Below are 18,039 nucleotides of genomic sequence, written 5' to 3'. Positions count from 1 at the left end.
CTTCGGGGCCGGCGGGATGTACTCGCCGCCGGCCTCGATTTGTTCTCCGGTTACGAAACCTCCTTTCCTGTTCGGGTCACCAGGGGATGACGCCGTCATCCGAGAAGAACGAACCCGTCGGGCCGTCACCGGGAAGCGTGGCGAGCCGGATCGCGATGGCCGCGCCCTGCTCGGCGGAGCGGGGTCCGTGGAAGCCGGTGAAGTCGGTCGCGACCAGACCCGGGCAGGCGGCGTTGATCAGGATGTCCGTACCGGCGAACTGCCGCGCGTAGTGCACGGTGACGGCGTTGAGGAACGACTTCGACGGCGCGTAGGCCGCCATGACGGGGCCGATGTCGATGTCCGGATCCGCCTGCAGGGTCAGGGAACCGACGCTGCTGGAGACGTTGACGATGCCCGGCGACGGGGAGCGCCGCAGCAGCGGCAGCATCGCGTTGGTCACCCGGATGACGCCGAGGACGTTGGTCTCCACGACCGTGCGGACCACGCCGAGGTCGAGTGTGGTGGGGTCCTGCACCCATCCCGGACCGGGCTCTCCCGAGATCCCGGCGTTGTTGACCAGGACGTCCAGGCTCCCTGCCTCCCGTTCGATCAGTTCCGCGGCATCGATGACACTGTGGTCGCTGGTCACCTCCAGCGGCACACCGAACGCGTCCACCCCGGCGGCGCGCAACTTCTCCACCGGGCCCCGGCCCCGAGGTCCGCGATCAGACCCAGCTGGCCCAGCTGATCGCCCTCGGACGCGCCGCGGCCATCTGCCCCGACTCCTCCCGCACCTGGCTTTGGGCCGAGCACGCCGCTGTACCTCTCACCGACGCGCCTCCCGTCGTCACCCACATTGCCTGGCCCCCGCACAGCCGCTCCCGCACCCTCGCCCAGCTGGTCCGCACGGCCGTCGAGCTATAGCCCCGGGGTGTGGACGGGGGCGAAGGCAGGGAGCTTTCCGAGACTCGAGGTCACATGATTCGGCCCGCCAGGTGAGAAGTTCTCACGTGACGGGCCGAAACTTCTACCTCGAAGGTTCGAGGTCCACGAACTCGCCGACGGAACTACGCCTTGACGCAGGCGACGATGACGCCGATGGTGGCGTTCGCGGCCGTGGCGTGCGCGGCTGCGCTCGCCGCGGCGGCGGTGGCGGCAGCGGTGGTGAAAGCGCCCAGGTTCGCGGCGGCGTCGTTGATCGCGGCCGGTGTCCCGGTGAGCACGCCCTCGGCGAACGCCTTGGCGGCGGCCGCGGCGGCGGCCGAGTCGGCGACGTTGGCCGCGGCGGCGGTGGCCGAGTTCGCGGTGTCGACCGCGGCGGCGATGGCGGTGGCACAACCGGCGGGAGGAGCGTTCGCCGGTGCCAGGCTCGTGGTGGACGCGGCGGCACTGATCGGTGCCATGGTCAGCATCGCGAGGACACCGACGGCGAAGGACGAAGCCGCGATACGGGTAAGGTTCATGTTCATGAGCGGAACTCCTGAATCAGGGTGAAGAGCGAGTCCCGGCCTGCCGGCGAAAACCGAACCACCGGAACAAAGTCGGCTGAATCGAACCGGCTCCTGCCATGAGTGGACCACTGAACGAATATCAAATACGAGAAGGCACCCGTAAGTGTATGCCGAGAAAAACGCATGTCCGGCCCGGGATTTACCGACTTGCGCGGCTGGCCGCGGTTTCCCGCCGTACACTGACAGGATTCTCCGGATTTCGTACATGTACCGCGGGGTCAAGGGACGACGATGAGCTACGCGCGGCCATCAGCCGACCGGTTCGTGGGGGCGATCAGAACCGCCTACCGCGGGCTGATCGCGGACGGGACGGTCTCGTTCACCGTCGACCGTGGTGATGCCGAGACGGTCGCCCGGCTCGAGCCGGCTGTTTCGGGCGCGCCGCGCCTGGAGCTACGCATGACCGGAAGCGTCGGGGAATTGTTCCTCGACGATCTGGATCCGTTCGAAGTGGACGAGGCTTTGCCGGAGGACGTCGAAGAGTTCGCGTCATTCACGCGAGCATTGGTCGATGGGGAGCTTGAGTTGCACTTCAGGAAGACTTTGTTCGGCTGGCGCCCGGCGGCAGCCGAATGGCCTGGCGGTCGATGGTCGCTTCCGGGTAATCCGGGAGTAGTGGGTTTGTTTTTCCGCTCACGTCGCGAGAAAGTGCGGGGATACGGCTGAACGGATACTGAAGCGTCCAGTTTGACGAAGATCGCTGCCACCCGGCCGTTCCCGGCGAAACACGCGTTTTCGCCGGGACCGGACGCGGCTCAGGTGCCGTAGTTGATGGTCTTTCCGGACGCCAGGTCGCCGGAGTAACACCAGATGGTGCTCTTCTGCAGCCCCGGGTGCGCCCAGATCCCGGTGCGGGGGTAGGTGTTGGACTGTCCCGGCGTCCGGCAGTCGATCCTGATCCGGAAGGTACCGGTGCCGCCGGTGCAGCTCGCCTCCGCGCCGGTCCCGTTCGTGATGTACACCGACGAGCATCCGGTGGGCGCGGCGGTCGCTACCCCCGGTGCCGCGAGAGTGGCGCATGCGACGAGGAGCGAACTCGCGCCCAAGAGCCTGATTGTCCGGTTCATCATGGAAACTCCCTGGATCCGGTGTCCGATGTCGGCTAGAGCATGGCAGTGCTCGCCCTGCCGGTGCGGCAGTTTCCCGAAACGACGTCAGTGCGCCGGCCAGGTCGAAGCTTCTCTACGGTTTCTTCAGGCCGACCCACTGCAGCGCGGCGAAGCCGGCGACCACGCACGCCTGCGCCACCGTCCATGCGGTGCCGATCGGGTTCGTCCCGAGCCACCCGAACACGGCAGCGACGACACTGACCAGTGCCCAGCCGATGTTCGCCTCGATCACCAGCCTGGTGGGCCACGGTGCCGGCCGCGATGGCCTCGCTGTGGCGGCGACCATGATTCCGTACGCCACCAGGAATGCGCCGACAGCGAGCAGCGGGGTGCTCCGCATGCCGAAGAACTCGGCGATCGGTGCGGACGCGAGCAGGTACAGGAGTCCGTTCCCGCTTGTCACGAGCGCGTCCAGCATGAGTGCTCGCCGCAGGAAGGTGGCCGGAGCGGTGACGTCTTTATCGGTGATGGCAGGGGAAGTCATGCTGTTCTCCTTCGCTGGAAAGGGCGTTCGTGAGCAAAGCCGATTCTGCTGTCGAGGAGGAGTGCCGTCGATTACCTGACGAGTAATCGCCCGGCGGCGGCATCCTCGGCGCGCTGTTCGTCCACAATGGATTCTTGAAGGGCTTGTTGTTCGCGGAGCCGCGCACTTGGCGAACACGGCACTTCGGCCCTCGAGCGAGTGCGGACACCCTCTTGCTCCGAACGGTCTAACCGGCTGCCCGCATATCGCCCAGTGCGGTATCGGCCTGATGACCGGTGGTGAAGGGCGTGGCAAAGTGGGCGAAGCCCTGGACAGGGCCGAGTGGAACGCTCATCATCCTTGGCATCCGGAAAGTGGCGACGCCTGTGCTCGGGCACCTCGACGAACGTGACGTGGAGCGGTGGCGTGCCGGTGACGCGAACGCGATGCGCGCCGACCTCGACGACGCTCTCGGCATCGGAGAACAGCCGAGCCCGCTCTCCGACGCTGAACTGATCGAGGCCGTGCGCGGCGGGACCGTCCAGGCGTACGGCAGCCTCTATGCCCGCCACGTCCACGCCGCCCGGAATCTGGCTCTTCAGCTGGCGAAGTCGTCGGCCGACGCCGAAGACCTGGTCTCGGACGCCTTCGCGAAGGTGCTCATTTCCCTGCGCGCGGGCGGCGGACCCGGCTCCGCGTTCCGCCCCTATCTGCTCACGACCGTGCGCTACACCGCCTACGACCGTTTCCGGCAGCAGCGCCGGCTCGAACTGGCGGACGACCTGGAAGCCGTTCCCGGCGTCGAACGGGTCACGCGCGTCCCCTTCCGCGACACGGCGGTCGCGGGCCTGGAACGCGCGCTGATCACCAGGGCGTTCGCCGACCTTCCCGAGCGCTGGCAGAACGTGTTGTGGCATACCGCGATCGAGAACCGGTCGCCGGACGAACTCGCGTCGACGTTCGGTCTCACCCCCAACGGCGTCGCCGCGCTTGCTTACCGGGCCCGCGAGGGCCTGCGGAAGGCGTATCTCCAGGCCCATGTCACGGGCGAGCCCGCCGAACGGTGCCAGGCGGCGGTCGGCAAACTGGGCGCGTGGACTCGTGGCGGCCTGTCCCGGCGTGAATCCATCCAGCTCAACGCCCATCTGGACGAGTGCGCCGCCTGCCAGGCCGTCGCCACCGAACTGGCCGACGTCAACGGCGCGTTGCGGGGCATCGTCGCCCCGATCGTGCTCGGTGCGGGCGCCGCCGGTTATCTGGCCGCGACGGCCAAGGCGAGTGCGTCCGCGTCCGCCGTCAGCGCGCCCGCACTGCTCGGCGCGGCGGCTTCGGCCGTCGTCTTCGCCGTCGCGGTGGGGATCGGGACGCTCGGCCCGCCGCCTCGGGCGGGGGCCCCCGCGACCGCTGCCGCGCCACCCGCGTCCAGCAGCACCGCGGGCACTCCGACCACGCCGCCACCGGGCGGGGCGTCCGCCCCCATCTCGACCGGGGCGACAGCGCCGGCCACGACCGGCCAGCCGAGCGGCACCACGCCGGTGACCACCACGCCGGTGACCACGAACACCACGGCAGCCACCGCACCCTCGCTGGTCGCGGAGGGACCCAGCGGATTCACGATGTCCACCGGCGGACCACCCGCCGACTTCCCGATCACCGTCCGCAACACAGGTTCGGCGCCCGCCGCGCCCATGACGGTGACACTGACCCTGCCGGACGGCGTGAAGGTGGTCGGACCGGGCAACCCTCCGGCCGGATCGATCGGCTGCCCCGCGGGCAGCGGCACCGTGACCTGTACCGCGAAGCAGCAGCTCCCGCCGGACGCTTCGGTGACGTTCGTCTTCCGCCTGCTCGCCGGACCGAAAGCCGCCGACGGCACCCTCACGGCGACCACCGGTCCGGTCCGGTTGGACATTCCCCTCACCGTCAAGGGGAAGAAATGACGCCGGTCCTGTCGTCGGCCGTGCGGCGGGTTCCTCGGCATCTCGTCCCGGTTGGTTCTCCCGGAGGAACTTCACCCCTGGGATTCGTCCGGCGGGACGAACGGGCCGCCCCCGAATCCTCCTAGGGTCCTCACCAGCCGGTCCGGGCGAGGCCGGATCGATATTCGGGAGTGCGGACACCGGTGCCGAGCAAACCGCATACGAGTCTGAGTCGCGTCATCGAAGCACTCGGGGACGTGCTCCTCGAGCCGATCGCGGTCGGCCGGGCCGCCCGTCGCCACCTCGGCGGCGTGGTGATCCACGACCCGTACGACGACGCCGAGTTCCCCGAGCGGGCCGTGGTGCTCGGTGTCGGGGTGCGCGATCCCGAGGAGATCGTCAAGCTGCTGCACGAACTCGGCGAACGGGGCGCGTCCGCGCTGGTCGTGCGTTCGCCGGTCGCCGCTTCGGCCGGGCCGGCGCGGGCGGCGGCGTCCTCCGGCGTCGCGTTGCTCGGGCTGGCGAACAGGGCGTCGTGGACGCAGCTGGCCGCGATGCTCCGCACGTTGCTGGCCGAGGGCGACGTCGGCGACGTCTCCCCGCAGGCACTCGGCGGAATCCCGACCGGCGACCTGTTCGCGCTCGCCAACGCGATCGCCGCGCTGCTCGACGCGCCGATCACCATCGAGGACCGTGACTCGCGGGTGCTCGCGTTCTCCGGCCGCCAGGACGAGACCGATCCGCCGCGGGTCGAAACGATCCTCGGCCGCCAAGTGCCGGAACGCTACACCCGTGGCTTGGAGAAGAGCGGCTTCTTCGACCGCCTCTACAGCGAGACGGGACCGGTCTATTTCCATCCGGACGACGACGAGGGCGAGAACCGTCCCCGGGTGGTGGTCGCCGTCCGGGCGGGCGATGAGGTGCTCGGCTCGATCTGGGCCGTGGTCGATCACGCGCTGAGCGAGGAACGTGCGGCGGCGCTGACGGACGCTTCGAAGATCGTGGCGTTGCACCTGCTCCGGTTGCGCGCCGGAGCCGATGTCGAACGTCGGCTGCGAGCCGATCTGGTGAGTACCGCGCTCGAAGGCGGACGCCAGGCCCCGGAAGCCGTCGCACGTCTCGGCCTGCTGGGTCAACCAGCTGTCGTTCTCGCGCTGGGTTTGCTCGACCCGGCAGGCGACGATCCCTGGCTCGCCACCGAACGCCAGCGGGTCGCCGACGCGTTCGCCATGCATCTGAGCGCGGTCCAGCCGCGATCGGCGGTCGCGCTCATCGGCGACGTCGCGTACGGAATCGTGCCGGTGCCCCGAAACCACGGCGATCATCAGGAACGCTCGGTGCGCGTCGCCACCGCGTTCCTGGAACGAATCGGGCACCGGGTCTCCGCGGTGATCGGCGTCGGACCGCCGGCACTCGAGGGTGCGGGCCTGTACGACTCCCGCAGTGGGGCGGACCGGGCGTTGCGGGTGCTGCTCGCCGACGGCGGCTCCAACCGGGTGCTCACGGCCGAGGACGCGCACGTCGACGCGCTGATGCTCGAGCTGGCGGACCTGTCCGCGGCCCGCGGCGATGTCGCGACCGGGCCGATCGCGAGGCTCTTGGCCTACGACCGGGAACACCAGTCCCAGTTCGTGCACACGTTGCGGTGCTGGCTCGACGCGTTCGGGGACGCCAACGCCGCCGCGGCGGCGGCCTATGTGCATCCGAGCACCTTCCGTTACCGGTTGCGCCGGCTGGCCGAGGTGGGCGGAATCGACCTCGACGATCCCCGGGACCGGTTCGCGGCGATGGTGCAGCTGCATTTGCTGCTTCATGGCATGCGGCCCGGAGAAGCCTGACTCCCGTCCGTGCGGACGAACTTTCCCCTCCGCTCTCCTCGGTCCGGACGAACAAAGGACCTCCCGCCGGGACCTAGCATTCCCGCAACGCCGGACCATCCACACCGGACAAGAGGTGCGCATGTCGAAAATTTCGGAAATCGATACCTGGCTCCGGGAGAATTTCGCCTCCCTGCTGGACCGGCACCAGGTTCCCGGTGCCGCGATCGCGGTGTTCGCCGACGGCGAGATCGTCGAGCACGCGGCGGGTGTCGTGAACACGAGCACCGGGGTGGAGTCCACAACGGACTCGGTGTTCCAGATCGGGTCGATCTCCAAGATCTGGACGATCACGCTGATCATGCAGCTGGTCGACGAGGGCCTGGTCGACCTCGACCGTCCGGTGCGCGATTACCTGCCCGAGTTCCGGGTCGCCGACGCCCGCGCCGCGGCCACGATCACCGTCCGGCAGCTGGCGTGTCACACCGGCGGGTTCGAAGGCGACGTCTTCGCCGACACCGGGAGCGGCGAGGACGCGGTGGCGAAGCTTATCCCGTTGCTGGCGGATATGCCGCAGCTGTTCCCGCCGGGAGAGCGGTTCTCCTACAGCAACGCCGGCTACTGCGTGCTCGGCCGCATCGTCGAGGTGCTGCGAGGCCAGTGCTGGGACGACTGTGTACGCGAGCGGCTGATCGGCCCGCTCGGCCTGACCCACGCCGGTTGCGGCGCCGAGGACGCCATCCGCCATCGCGCCGCGGTCGGCCACAGCCTGCCGGAACCGGGCGGCGAACCGGTGCCCACGAAAGTCTGGTCGCTCGCCCGCTCCAACGCGCCCGCCGGTGCGACGCTGATCATGCGCCCGCGCGATCTGCTGACCTTCGCCCGCCTGCATTTGAACGAGGGCAAGGCCGACAACGGCGTCCAGGTGCTGTCGCCGGAGTCGGTGCGCGCGATGCGCGAGCGGCAGGTCGCCGTGCCGGATCTCGGCATCATGGGTACCCACTGGGGCCTCGGCTGGGTGGACTTCGGTTGGCAGGGCGGCACCGTGATCGGCCACGACGGTGGCACGATCGGCCAGTCGGCCTTCCTGCGGATCGCGGTGGAACGCGGCGTCGCGTTCGCGTTGATGACCAACGGCGGAGCCACGTTGAAGGTCTACCACAAGATCGCCACCAAGCTGATGAGTGACCTCGCCGGGGTCACGGTCCCGCCACTGCCCGAACCGGATGCCGGGCAGGCCCCGGCCGATCTCTCCCGGTATGTGGGGGAGTACTCGTCGCGGGTCGTCTCCACCGTCGTTACCGCCGAGGGCGGCCGGCTCTGGCTGCGGCGTACTCCGAAGGGGGAGTTCGCCGAACTCGACGAGCCCTCGGGCACGGTCGAACTGCTGCCGTGGCACGGCGAAACCTTCGTCGCCGTCATCCCGGAAGTCCCCGGCGCCTATGTGGCCCACGAGTTCGTCGGCGACGACGGCACCGGCCGTGCCCGGTTCCTCCACAATGGACGTGCGGACCGGCGGGTGTCACGGTGAACGACATCCGCGAACGGATCGAAGCCGTGTTCGCCGCCGCGGGTGCCGAAGGGTCGCTGCACGCGAGGGAGGTCGGCGTGCCGGACGGTGCCGAGGTGTCGGTCGGCGCCGATGATCAGGTGGTCCTCGCCTCGGTGTTCAAGATCCCGATCGCGCTCGCCTATGCCAGGGAAGTGGTGGCAGGACGGCTCGACGAGACCGAGTACACGAAGGTGACCGCGCGGTACCGGATCGGCGGCATCGGCACCGCGGGCTGCGCGGACGACGTCGAGATGACCTGGCGCGACCTCGCCTGGTTCATGCTCACGATGAGCGACAACGCGGCGACCGACCTGATCTGGAACAGGCTCGGCCAGGAGACCATCTGCCGGGTGGTCGCCGACCTCGGGCTGATCCGCACCCGGCTGATCGGCTCCTGCGAGGACTCGTTCCGGATCGGGGTCGCCGAACTCGGCGGGACCGAACTCGCCGAGATCGACGCGCTGCTGGCCGAGGCCACCGAAGAACAGGTGCGGAACCTGTCGATGTGCGATCCGGAAAGGGAAACCTCGTCGACGCCGCGCGAGACGACCGCACTGCTCGACGCGATCTGGACCGACCGGGCAGGCGAACCCGAAGCCTGCGAACGCGTCCGGACGATCATGGCCCAGCAGATCTGGCCGCACCGGCTGTCCTCCGGATTCCCGTCCGGGGTGCGGATAGCCGCGAAAACCGGGACGCTGCCGGGAATCCGCAACGAAGCGGGAGTGCTGACCTTGCCCGGGGGCCGCCGGTTCGCGGTCGCGGTGTTCACGCGCGCCCATTCCCTCGACGACCGCCTTCCCGAGGTCGACGCGTCGATCGGCGCCGCCGCCCGGCTGGCCGTCGACCACCTTCTCGCCGAAAACGTGACACCGTAGGAGAACTCCCATGAAAACTGCTCGGCACACCGCCGTGACGGCAGTCGTGGTGGCTTTGACCGTGAGCGCGTGCACGGCACCGGCGCCCTCCGGGACGGATCCGGCCGCGAACCGGGAACTGGCCGACGGCAGGACTTTCACCTATTCGGTCGCTTCGGATCCGGGAACGCTCGACCCGGCGCTCACCGTGCTCTCGGTCGCCGGTGAGATCGATCGCTACCTCTATGACGGATTGCTCGGCATGAACGGCAAGGGGCAGCCCGAGGCCGGGCTCGCGGCGCGCTGGGACGCCACCACGACCACCGCGTCCTTCACCCTGCGCGAGGGCATCACCTGTCCCGACGGGAGCCCGCTCACCGCGAAGGACGTCGCGGCGAACATCAACTTCATCGGCGACCCGGCGAACAAGTCACCGATCGCGGGCAACACGGTGCAGGTGGGCACGAAGGCGGTCGCCGACGATTCCGCGGGCACCGTGAAGGTCACCAGCGGGGCACCGGACGCGTTCCTGCTGCGCAACGTCGGCAACGTCCCGATCGTCTGCGCGAAGGGCCTCGCCGACCGCAAGACCCTGGCCAAGGGCGAGCACGGAACCGGCATGTTCACCGTGTCCGAGATCGTCCCGAACGACCACTACACGCTGACCCGGCGCAAGGACTACAACTGGGGGCCGGGTACCTTCGATCCGCGGCAGAAAGGCTTGCCGGACAAGGTGGTCATCCGGGTCATCCCGAACATGACGACCGTCGCGAACCTGCTGCTGTCCGGCGAACTCAACGCCGCCCAGGTGATCGGGCCGGACCAGCAGCGGCTGCGGGCGCGTGGGTTGTTCCACGCCGACACGACCGTGGCGTTCGGCGAGTTGTGGTTCAACCAGGCACCCGGCCGGTTCGGCGCGGACCAGGCGATGCGCCGCGCGCTGGTGCAGGCAGTCGACCTCGCCCCGGTCGCCAAGGTGCTGACCCGGGACACCGGCGCCCCGGTCCGGAGCTTGATCACCATGGAACCCCCGGCGTGCACCGGCGACTCCGCCACCGGGCACATCCCCGGCTTCGATCTCGCCGCGGCCAAGGGCGCGCTCGACGCGGCGGGCTGGAAACCGGGCCAGGACGGCATCCGGGTGAGGGAGGGCAAGCGTCTCGCGCTGACCGCCATCTACGGCACGCAGATCGGCGCGACCATGACACCGGCCGCCGAGCTGATGCAGCGAGGCTGGAAGGAGGCGGGCGTCGACGTCACGCTCAAGGGCCTGGACAGCCCGGCGATCAGCCAGACGATGTTCGCCACCGGCGACTGGGACCTTTCGCTGGCACCGGTCAGCCTGAATCTGCCGAGCCAGCTGGTCCCGTTCGTATCCGGCAGCCGTCCCCCGGAGGGCACGAACTTCGCGCATATCGACAACCCGCGGTACGACGCGCTGGTCGCCAAGGCGGCCACCCAGGCCGGGGACGCGGGCTGCCCGGACTGGCTGGCCGCGGAGACGGCGCTGTTCGAACGCCAGGACGTCGCACAGTTCGCGAACTCGGTGCTCCCGACCTTCGGGAACAAGGCGAGGTTCGAAATCTCGAACACCTTCCTCCAGCCGTCGTCGATCCGGATGTACGACTGACCGGCGCGCCCGGGGGCGTCCAGCTCGGTGCCGGGAGGGACGGGTGTCACACGATGGGGTCGTGACGATCTCCTCAGGGCGGGGTCCTAGTGGTGTGGAAGTAAGGATGGAGCGAGCGTGAACTTCCATCGAGACCGCTAGAACCGACCCGAGGAGAAGTCATGACGAATTCGACCGCCACCAAGGTTCCCAGCCAGTCGTCCCAGGTGGAGAAGGCCGGCACGGGCGCGTTGGAGTCGAGCAAGGGTGCCACCACCATCGCCGACACCGTCGTGGCGAAGGTCGCCGGACTGGCCACGCGGGAGATCTCCGGCGTGTACGACCTGGGCGGCGGTGCGGCCCGGGCGTTCAGCGCGATCCGTGAGCGCATCCCCGGTGCCACGGCCTCGGCGAGCCAGGGGGTGTCGGTCGAGGTCGGCGAGAAGCAGGCCGCGGTCGACCTGCAGATCCTCGTCGAATACGGCGTGTCCATCGCCGATCTGTCCCGCGCGGTGCGCAGGAACGTCATCGGCGCGGTCGAGCAGATCACCGGACTCGAGGTCGTCGAGGTCAACATCAACGTCTCCGACGTCCACATCCCCGGCGACGACGAGGACGAGGACGCCAAGAGCGACACCGGCCGCGTCCAGTGACCACCGGCGTCGAGATCGACGCCGACCGCATCGCCGCCGCTGTGCGGGCCCGACCCCATGTCGCGGGTCTGCACAGCGGCCGGTTCGGCGAGATCGCCACCCTCCTGCGCGGGCGCCGGATCGCGGGGGTCCGCGTCCGCGACGACGAGATCACCATCGGGGTCACCGGGCGTTACCCGGCGACAGCCGTCGAGATCGGTGACGACGTCCGCGCGGCGGTGGGGCCGATCGGCCTCCCGGTCCATGTGCGGATCGGCGATATCGCCTCCGCGCCAGCCAAGGAGAAACCATGAATTCCACGCATCTCGGCCTGCTCACCGGGCTCGCTCTCGGCCTCGCGGCCGCCTTCGGCGGGTTCAGCGCCTTCATCGTCGTCCTGGTCCTCGGTGCCCTCGGACTGCTGGCGGGCCGTGTCCTCGACGGCAAGCTCGACCTTTCGCAACTCACCGGCCGCGACAGGGGCTGACCCCATGACAGCCACTCTGTCCACTGTGCCGGGCGCGACCCTCGGGACGGCTCCCGCCGACGCCGGAGACCGGGGCGTCCTCACCATTTCCGACAGCACGGTGCAACGGATCGCGGCGCACGCGGTGACCGAGGTCGACGGTGTCGGCGGCGCCGCGAGCCGCGTGCTCGGTGTCGCCGTCGGCGGCGAGGACATCGACAACAGCGCCAAGGTCACCGCGAGAGTCACCGGCGGTACCGCGAGCCTCGATGTCAGGATCTCCATCAGCTATCCGATGTCGGTCTCGCGTACCACGGAGGACGCCCGCCGCCATCTGATGCGCCGCGTCGAAGAGTTCACCGGTCTCACGGTGTCGCGAGTGGACATCACCGTCACCGCGCTGCACACCGCTACCGCCGAAACCAGGAGGGTCCAGTGAAACGCCGCCCACGCCGCAGCGTTCCCGCGACTCTCACCGCGATCGTCCTGCTCGCCGCTTGCGCCCTCGTGGCGGTCGTCGCGGTCCAGATGCTTCTCGGCGAACCGCCCTGGATCCGCTACGAAACCGTCGCCGGCACCCTGCACGATCTGCGCTGGAGTGACCTCGCGACGGCCGTCATCGGCGGCGTCGCGGTTCTGCTGGGGCTGATCCTGTTCTTGGCGGCGGTGCTGCCGGGCAGGCTCACCGTCCTGCCGCTCCAAGGCGAGCTGGACTCCGGAGCCTCGCGACGAAGCTACCGCTCCACCCTTCGCGCCGCGGCCGCCACAGTGGACGGTGTGTCCAGCGCGACGGTGAAACTCAAGTCCCGCAAGGTGTCCGCGAAAGTGAGCACCGGGCGGGCGACCACCGATGGTCTCGCCGAAGCCGTTCGCGGCGCGATCACGCACCGGCTCGACCAGATCGACCCCGCGCCGCGCCCGGCCGTCCAGGTCAAGGTCCGCAGCGCCAGGAGCACGTCATGACCAGCCTCAACCGGCCCGCCCGGCTCAATCGCACGCTGCTCGCCTTGTCCGGTCTCGTCCTGATCGCGGCCGGTGTCTTCACCCTGCTGACCCATTCCGGCAGGCTCACCGTCCTGCGACCGGAATCCGCGTTGGTGGCGGGTACGGGACAGCCACCGACCTGGGCGCTTTACGTCGCGGTCGCGGTCGCGGTCGTGCTGGGGCTGCTCGTGCTGCGGTGGCTCGTCGCGCAGCTGACCCGGAAGCCCAAGACCCACACCTGGCGCTTCGAGACCGATCCCGCCGCCGGTCGCACCGAGCTGGCCGCGGGCGCCGCGATCGAGCCGTTCGTCACCGAGGTCTCGGACTATCCCGGCGTCCACGCCGCGCACGCGACGCTCGCGGGGACCCACCAGGCACCGGCCGTCGCGCTGGTGATCAGCGCCGAACAGGACGGCGACGTCACCGAAATCCGCCGCCGGATCGACACCGACGGCCTGCCGCGGCTGCGGCAGGCACTCGACCTCGACACACTGCCGGTGACCGTCGAGTTCCGCTTCTCCGCCAAGACGGGCGCCCGCGCCCTTTAGTCAGCCGGTGGTCGCTTCCGCGGATACCCCGCGGGTGGTGACCACGCGGGCGCTGCCGTCGGCGAGCCGGTAGGACAGGCCCGCGATGGCGGTTTGGCCGGATTCGATCTTGTCGGCGAGGAGCCGGGAGCGGTCGGTGAGGAGGTCGACGGTCTGGCGGATGTGTTCGGCGATGATGTCGTCGTCTTCGCTGAGGCCGGCGGCGCGGGCGGCGAGCACGCTGGGCGTGACGCGTTCGATGACGTCGCGGACGAAGCCGTTGGTGCCGAGACCGTCGGTGAGGGCGGCGCGGGTGGCGGCGACCGCGCCGCAGGAGTCGTGGCCGAGGACCACGACCAGCGGGCAGTCCAGCACACTGACGGCGTACTCGATGCTGCCCAGCACTTCCGCACCGGCGACGTGGCCGGCGGTGCGGATGACGAAGAGGTCACCCAGGCCGCGGTCGAAGATGATCTCGGCGGCCAGTCGGGAGTCCGAGCAGCCGAAGAGGGCTGCGAAGGGGCGTTGCCCGGGTGCGGTTTCGGCGCGGCGGGCGGCGTCCTGGTTCGGGTGCTCGGGTGTTCCGGCGACGAACCGCCGGTTTCCGGCGAGCAACAGGTCGAAAGCCTCGGAGGGGGTCAGTTGCGCGTCGATCATGGGGAGAGACTACCGCTCGAAAAACGGCGAATCGGACATGACGCAGGTCTCGTTGCACATGTCACAGGAATGGAGCCGAGCGCCTGACGGGCGGAGTCGCACGCCGGGTTTGAGCACGCGGGCGAACCCGGCCGTCGCCGAAGGGCAGGTCGGCGGCGCTGCACACCGTGGTCTCGATGGTGATGCTTCCTCGCGCCGTCGCCCGTCGTGGCGGCGATGTCCGGCATCTCCGCCACGAGGTCGGTCAGCACGACACTGCCCTCCGGCCTGAGCCGGGCGATGCTCGACCCCGCCTCACCCGTTCCGGATCTCCTCGGGGCTCGGCATGGGCCCTCCCGTGGTCGGCACCTCGTCGCCCTCAGACGCGCTGCTGGATACGGATCAGGTTCCCGGCGGGGTCGCGGACGGCGCCGTCGCGGAGGCCGTAGGGCTGGTCGGTCGGTTCCTGGATGATCTCGGCGCCCGCCTCCTGGAGGTGCTTGAAGAGGCCGTCGAGGTCGTCGGAGGAGAACAGGATGCTCGCGTAGGTGCCCTTGGCCATCATCTCGGTGATGACGCGGCGTTCGTCCTCGGTGATGCCGGGGTCGACGGCGGGCGGGTGCAGCACGATCGACACGGGCTGTCCGGGCGGGCCGACGGTGATCCAGCGCATGCCGTCGTAGCCGACGTCGTTGCGCACCTCGAAGCCCAGGGTGTCGCGGTAGAAGGCCAGCGCGGCTTCGGGGTCGTTCTGCGGGAGGAAGCTCCCGTGAATGCTGATGTCCATGGCGATCACGCTAGGTGAGGTCGGCTTCGGGCGCTTCTCGATTCCTGATCGGTCCGGCAATACGGGAGTCTCCGTGACCGCCGTCCCGGTGCGAGGCTGGAGCCATGTGCGGCATCACCGGTTGGGTGGATTTCGGGCGGGATCTGACGCGGGAACGCGACACGGTCGAGGCGATGACGGACACCATGGCGAAGCGGGGGCCCGACGCCGGCGGGATCTGGCTCTCCCCGCACGCGGCGCTGGGGCACCGGCGGCTGTCCATCATCGACCTCGACGGCGGCCGCCAGCCGATGACGGCGGGTACGGCCGTGCTCACCTACAGCGGTGAGGTCTACAACTTCCGTGAGCTGCGCGCGGAGCTCACCGCCCGCGGCCATCGGTTCGACACCCGCAGTGACACCGAGGTCGTCCTGCGCGCCTACCTCGAATGGGGCGACGCGTTCGTCGACCGGCTCAACGGGATGTACGCGTTCGCGATCTGGGACGGCGACGAGCTGCTGCTGGTCCGCGACCGCATGGGCGTCAAGCCGCTCTTCTACTACCCGACCGCCGACGGTGTCCTCTTCGGTTCGGAGCCGAAGGCGATCCTCGCCAACCCGCTCGCCGAACGCGTCCTCGACGCGGACGGCCTGCGGGATCTGCTCTCGGTGGCGAAGAACCCCGGGCACGCCGTCTTCCGCGGGATGCGCGAGCTGCCGCCCGGGCATACGCTGCGAGTCCGCCGCGATGGGCTCGACCTTCGGAAATACTGGTCGCTGGAGGTCCGGGAGCATCCCGACGACCTCGCCACCACGGTCGCCAGGGTCCGGGAGCTGCTGGAGGACACCGTCACCCGCCAGCTGGTCGCGGACGTGCCACTGTGCACACTGCTGTCGGGCGGACTCGACTCCAGCACGCTGACCGCGCTCGCGGCCAGGACCTCCGACGTCCGGTCCTATTCGGTCAAGGTGACCGACCAGCCGGGCGACAACCTCGACCATGTGCACGCGCGCCTGGTCGCGGACCACGTGGGCGCGCGGTACGAGGAGATCCTGCACACCACCGTGGATCTTCTCGCGCCGCCGGTGAAAGCGGCCGTGCTGACCGCGTACGACCTGCCGATCGCCAAGGGTGACGAACACGCGTCGCTGCACGAGCTGTTCCGGCTGGTCCGGGAGCGGTCGACGGTGGCGTTGTCCGGAGAATGCGGCGATGAGGTCTTCGGTGGTTACCGCTGGTACCGGAATCCCGAGGCGGTCTGGTCGGGCACCTTCCCGTGGGTCCATTCGGGACGAAGCCGCCACGAAGGCCTCGACCTGCTGTTCGCGCCGGACCTGATGACGAAACTCGGGCTGCGTGAGTACGAACGCGACAGCCATGACTCCGCCGTCGCCGAACTGTCCACTGTGGCCGGTGAGGATCCGCTGGAGGCCCGGATGCGCGAGGTCACCTACCTCGGGCTGACCCGGCACGCGCAGGTGCTGTTCGACCGCAAGGACCGGATGAGCATGGCCGCCGGGCTGGAGGTGCGGGTGCCGTTCACCGACCATCGGCTGGTCGAGTACACCTTCAACGTCCCGTGGTCGATGAAGAACTTCGACGGCCGGGAGAAGAGCCTGTTGCGCGCGGTCGGCAAGGAGCTGCTCCCCGCCGAGGTGCTGGACCGTGCCAAGACCCCGTATCCGTCCATTGAGGACGATTCCTACGACCGGATCCTGCGTGACCGGCTGCGGAAGCTGATCCTCGCGAAGGACGAACCACTCTCGCCGCTGCTGAACGACGAGTTCCCCGCGGGACGGCTGACCCGGCCCGCGCTGGAGACCACCCTGCAGCTCAACGACTGGCTCAGGGCCTACCGCGTCCGGCTGGTGCTCTAGACCCGATACGCGTTCAGTCCTCTAAATGCGGGGGTAAACCGCATCCAGAGGACTGAACGCGAGGGTGTCAGAGGGCGACGACGTGAGCGTCGTGGGGAACGGCACCCCTGGTGTCCAGCAGCAGGCGCACGCCGGCGGCGAGGACGTCGACGTCGTAGGCGGTGTGCTTCTGCAGCAGGATCGTCAGATCCGCCGACGCGAGTTCCCCGGCCAGGTCGGTCACGCGCGGGATCGCGTCGCCGTGCACGCGCCAGTCCGTGACGTGCGGATCGTGGTAGACGACGTCGGCGCCCAGCGCCCGCAACCGCGCCGCGACCGGTTGCGCGGGTGACTCCCGCTGGTCGGCGATGTCGGGTTTGTAGGTCACGCCGAGCAGGAGCACCCGAGCACCGCGCAGCGCCCGGCCGGATTCGTTGAGCATGGCCTGCGCCCGTTCGACGACGTAACGCGGCATGCGCGAGTTGATCTCCTGCGCCAGTTCGACGAACCGGAACGGGTAGCCGAGCGTGCGCACCTTGTACGACAGGTAGTTCGGGTCGATCGGGATGCAGTGCCCGCCGACACCCGGACCCGGCCGGAACGACTGGAAACCGAAGGGTTTCGTGGCGGCGCACGAGATGACGTCCCACAGGTCGATGCCGAGTTCGTGGCAGAACACCGCCATCTCGTTCACCAGCGCGATGTTCACGTGCCGGTAGGTGTTCTCCAGCAGCTTCGCCATTTCGGCCTCGCGCGTTCCCTTGGCGGGGACGACGTCGTCGACGAACCGGCCGTAGAATCCCGCCACCGCGGCGGCGCACGACGACGTCAGGCCGCCGACGACCTTCGGGGTGTTGCGGATGCCGTAGACGGCGTTGCCGGGGTCGACCCGCTCCGGCGAGAACGCCAGGCAGAAGTCCTTCCCCGCGCGCAGCCCCGACCACTCCAGTATCGGGGCGACGACCTCTTCGGTGGTCCCGGGATAGGTGGTCGATTCCAGTACCACCAGCGTTCCCGGCTTCAGGTGACGGCTGACCGCCTCGGCCGCGGCCTTCACCGCGCCGAGATCCGGTCCGCCGTCGGACGCCAGCGGCGTCGGCACGCAGATGACGATGACGTCGGCCGAGGCCAGCACGCCTTCGTCGGTGGTCGCGGTGAATCCCTCCTCCACCATCGTCGCCACGTCGGCGTCCGGGATGTCGTCCACATGCGACAGTCCGGTGTTGAGCGCGGCGACGACGCGCTCGTTCTGGTCCAGCCCCGTGACGGTGAGCCCGGCACGGATGGCTTCCCTGGCCAACGGCAGCCCCACGTACCCCAGGCCGATGACCGCGAGATCCTTCTGCACGAGTG

The 18,039-nt window shown here is 69.4% G+C and carries 19 protein-coding genes and 1 pseudogene; 13 read left to right on the top strand and 7 right to left on the bottom strand.

Annotated elements, in window-relative coordinates; genetic code table 11:
• Positions 1–76: 76 nt before the first annotated feature.
• Together L324_RS09725 and L324_RS40885 are read right to left on the bottom strand one after the other, a co-directional pair.
• Positions 77–837, bottom strand: a pseudogene (locus L324_RS09725) (SDR family NAD(P)-dependent oxidoreductase).
• A 212-nt stretch (positions 838–1,049) separates the two neighbouring features.
• A complete protein-coding gene (locus L324_RS40885) occupies positions 1,050–1,451 on the bottom strand; it encodes a hypothetical protein (protein ID WP_051173811.1) in 402 nt (133 codons plus the stop codon).
• 273 nt (positions 1,452–1,724) lie between these two features.
• Between L324_RS40885 and L324_RS09715 the strand changes: the two genes are divergently transcribed.
• The gene (locus tag L324_RS09715) at positions 1,725–2,159 is read left to right on the top strand and encodes a hypothetical protein (RefSeq protein WP_037305799.1); all 435 of its coding nucleotides are present in this window, start codon (positions 1,725–1,727) and stop codon (positions 2,157–2,159) included.
• An 89-nt stretch (positions 2,160–2,248) separates the two neighbouring features.
• On the opposite strand, the gene L324_RS09710 is transcribed toward L324_RS09715, so the two are convergent.
• On the bottom strand, positions 2,249–2,563 hold the full coding sequence (locus tag L324_RS09710) for a hypothetical protein (protein WP_152546779.1): 315 nt from the start codon (positions 2,561–2,563) through the stop codon (positions 2,249–2,251).
• Positions 2,564–2,675: 112 nt separating this feature from the next.
• Positions 2,676–3,086, bottom strand: a complete 411-nt coding sequence (locus L324_RS09705) for a hypothetical protein (protein ID WP_037305795.1) — start codon at positions 3,084–3,086, stop codon at positions 2,676–2,678.
• Positions 3,087–3,439: 353 nt separating this feature from the next.
• On the opposite strand from L324_RS09705, the gene L324_RS09700 reads away from it, so the two are divergent.
• From L324_RS09700 to L324_RS09650, 11 genes are all read left to right on the top strand, one after another.
• Positions 3,440–5,005, top strand: a complete 1,566-nt coding sequence (locus L324_RS09700) for a sigma-70 family RNA polymerase sigma factor (RefSeq protein ID WP_152546778.1) — start codon at positions 3,440–3,442, stop codon at positions 5,003–5,005.
• 182 nt (positions 5,006–5,187) lie between these two features.
• Positions 5,188–6,822, top strand: coding sequence for a PucR family transcriptional regulator (locus tag L324_RS09695; RefSeq protein ID WP_152546777.1), 1,635 nt, complete (start codon positions 5,188–5,190; stop codon positions 6,820–6,822).
• A gap of 121 nt (positions 6,823–6,943) precedes the next feature.
• Positions 6,944–8,332, top strand: coding sequence for a serine hydrolase (locus tag L324_RS09690; RefSeq protein ID WP_037305793.1), 1,389 nt, complete (start codon positions 6,944–6,946; stop codon positions 8,330–8,332).
• Complete coding sequence (locus tag L324_RS09685) at positions 8,329–9,231, top strand: serine hydrolase (RefSeq protein WP_037305792.1); 903 nt, start codon at positions 8,329–8,331, stop codon at positions 9,229–9,231. Before L324_RS09690 ends, L324_RS09685 begins: the two co-directional genes overlap by 4 nt.
• A 10-nt stretch (positions 9,232–9,241) precedes the next feature.
• Positions 9,242–10,840: an ABC transporter substrate-binding protein gene (locus L324_RS09680; RefSeq protein WP_037305791.1), complete on the top strand. Its 1,599-nt coding sequence runs from the start codon at positions 9,242–9,244 to the stop codon at positions 10,838–10,840.
• Positions 10,841–11,001: 161 nt separating this feature from the next.
• Positions 11,002–11,472: an Asp23/Gls24 family envelope stress response protein gene (locus L324_RS09675; RefSeq protein ID WP_037305788.1), complete on the top strand. Its 471-nt coding sequence runs from the start codon at positions 11,002–11,004 to the stop codon at positions 11,470–11,472.
• Positions 11,469–11,765 (top strand): hypothetical protein, encoded by a 297-nt coding sequence (locus L324_RS09670; RefSeq protein ID WP_037305787.1) that lies wholly within the window; start codon positions 11,469–11,471, stop codon positions 11,763–11,765. Before L324_RS09675 ends, L324_RS09670 begins: the two co-directional genes overlap by 4 nt.
• The gene (locus L324_RS43065; protein WP_037305786.1) at positions 11,762–11,938 is read left to right on the top strand and encodes a hypothetical protein; all 177 of its coding nucleotides are present in this window, start codon (positions 11,762–11,764) and stop codon (positions 11,936–11,938) included. The genes L324_RS09670 and L324_RS43065 overlap by 4 nt, the downstream gene beginning before the upstream one ends.
• A 4-nt stretch (positions 11,939–11,942) precedes the next feature.
• Positions 11,943–12,356, top strand: coding sequence for an Asp23/Gls24 family envelope stress response protein (locus tag L324_RS09660; RefSeq protein WP_051173809.1), 414 nt, complete (start codon positions 11,943–11,945; stop codon positions 12,354–12,356).
• A complete protein-coding gene (locus L324_RS09655) occupies positions 12,353–12,880 on the top strand; it encodes a DUF6286 domain-containing protein (protein WP_037305783.1) in 528 nt (175 codons plus the stop codon). Before L324_RS09660 ends, L324_RS09655 begins: the two co-directional genes overlap by 4 nt.
• Positions 12,877–13,449 (top strand): hypothetical protein, encoded by a 573-nt coding sequence (locus L324_RS09650; RefSeq protein WP_037305782.1) that lies wholly within the window; start codon positions 12,877–12,879, stop codon positions 13,447–13,449. The genes L324_RS09655 and L324_RS09650 overlap by 4 nt, the downstream gene beginning before the upstream one ends.
• Here L324_RS09650 and L324_RS09645 read toward each other — a convergent pair whose 3' ends face one another.
• Together L324_RS09645 and L324_RS09640 are read right to left on the bottom strand one after the other, a co-directional pair.
• A complete protein-coding gene (locus L324_RS09645) occupies positions 13,450–14,085 on the bottom strand; it encodes a carbonic anhydrase (protein WP_037305778.1) in 636 nt (211 codons plus the stop codon).
• 358 nt (positions 14,086–14,443) lie between these two features.
• Positions 14,444–14,851, bottom strand: coding sequence for a VOC family protein (locus L324_RS09640; protein WP_037305939.1), 408 nt, complete (start codon positions 14,849–14,851; stop codon positions 14,444–14,446).
• A gap of 104 nt (positions 14,852–14,955) precedes the next feature.
• On the opposite strand from L324_RS09640, the gene asnB reads away from it, so the two are divergent.
• The gene (asnB, locus tag L324_RS09635) at positions 14,956–16,707 is read left to right on the top strand and encodes an asparagine synthase (glutamine-hydrolyzing) (protein ID WP_037305777.1); all 1,752 of its coding nucleotides are present in this window, start codon (positions 14,956–14,958) and stop codon (positions 16,705–16,707) included.
• A gap of 67 nt (positions 16,708–16,774) precedes the next feature.
• Here the strand turns inward: asnB and L324_RS09630 are convergent, their stop codons facing one another.
• Positions 16,775–18,034 carry a nucleotide sugar dehydrogenase gene (locus L324_RS09630; protein ID WP_037305776.1) on the bottom strand — a complete coding sequence of 420 codons (1,260 nt, stop codon included), beginning with the start codon at positions 18,032–18,034 and terminating at the stop codon, positions 16,775–16,777.
• Positions 18,035–18,039: the final 5 nt, after the last annotated feature.

The organism is Amycolatopsis orientalis DSM 40040 = KCTC 9412 (assembly GCF_000478275.1).
Taxonomy (GTDB): Bacteria; Actinomycetota; Actinomycetes; order Mycobacteriales; family Pseudonocardiaceae; genus Amycolatopsis; species Amycolatopsis orientalis.
Note: the sequence above shows the minus strand (reverse complement) of the source record. Positions and strands in the feature narration are given on the sequence as shown.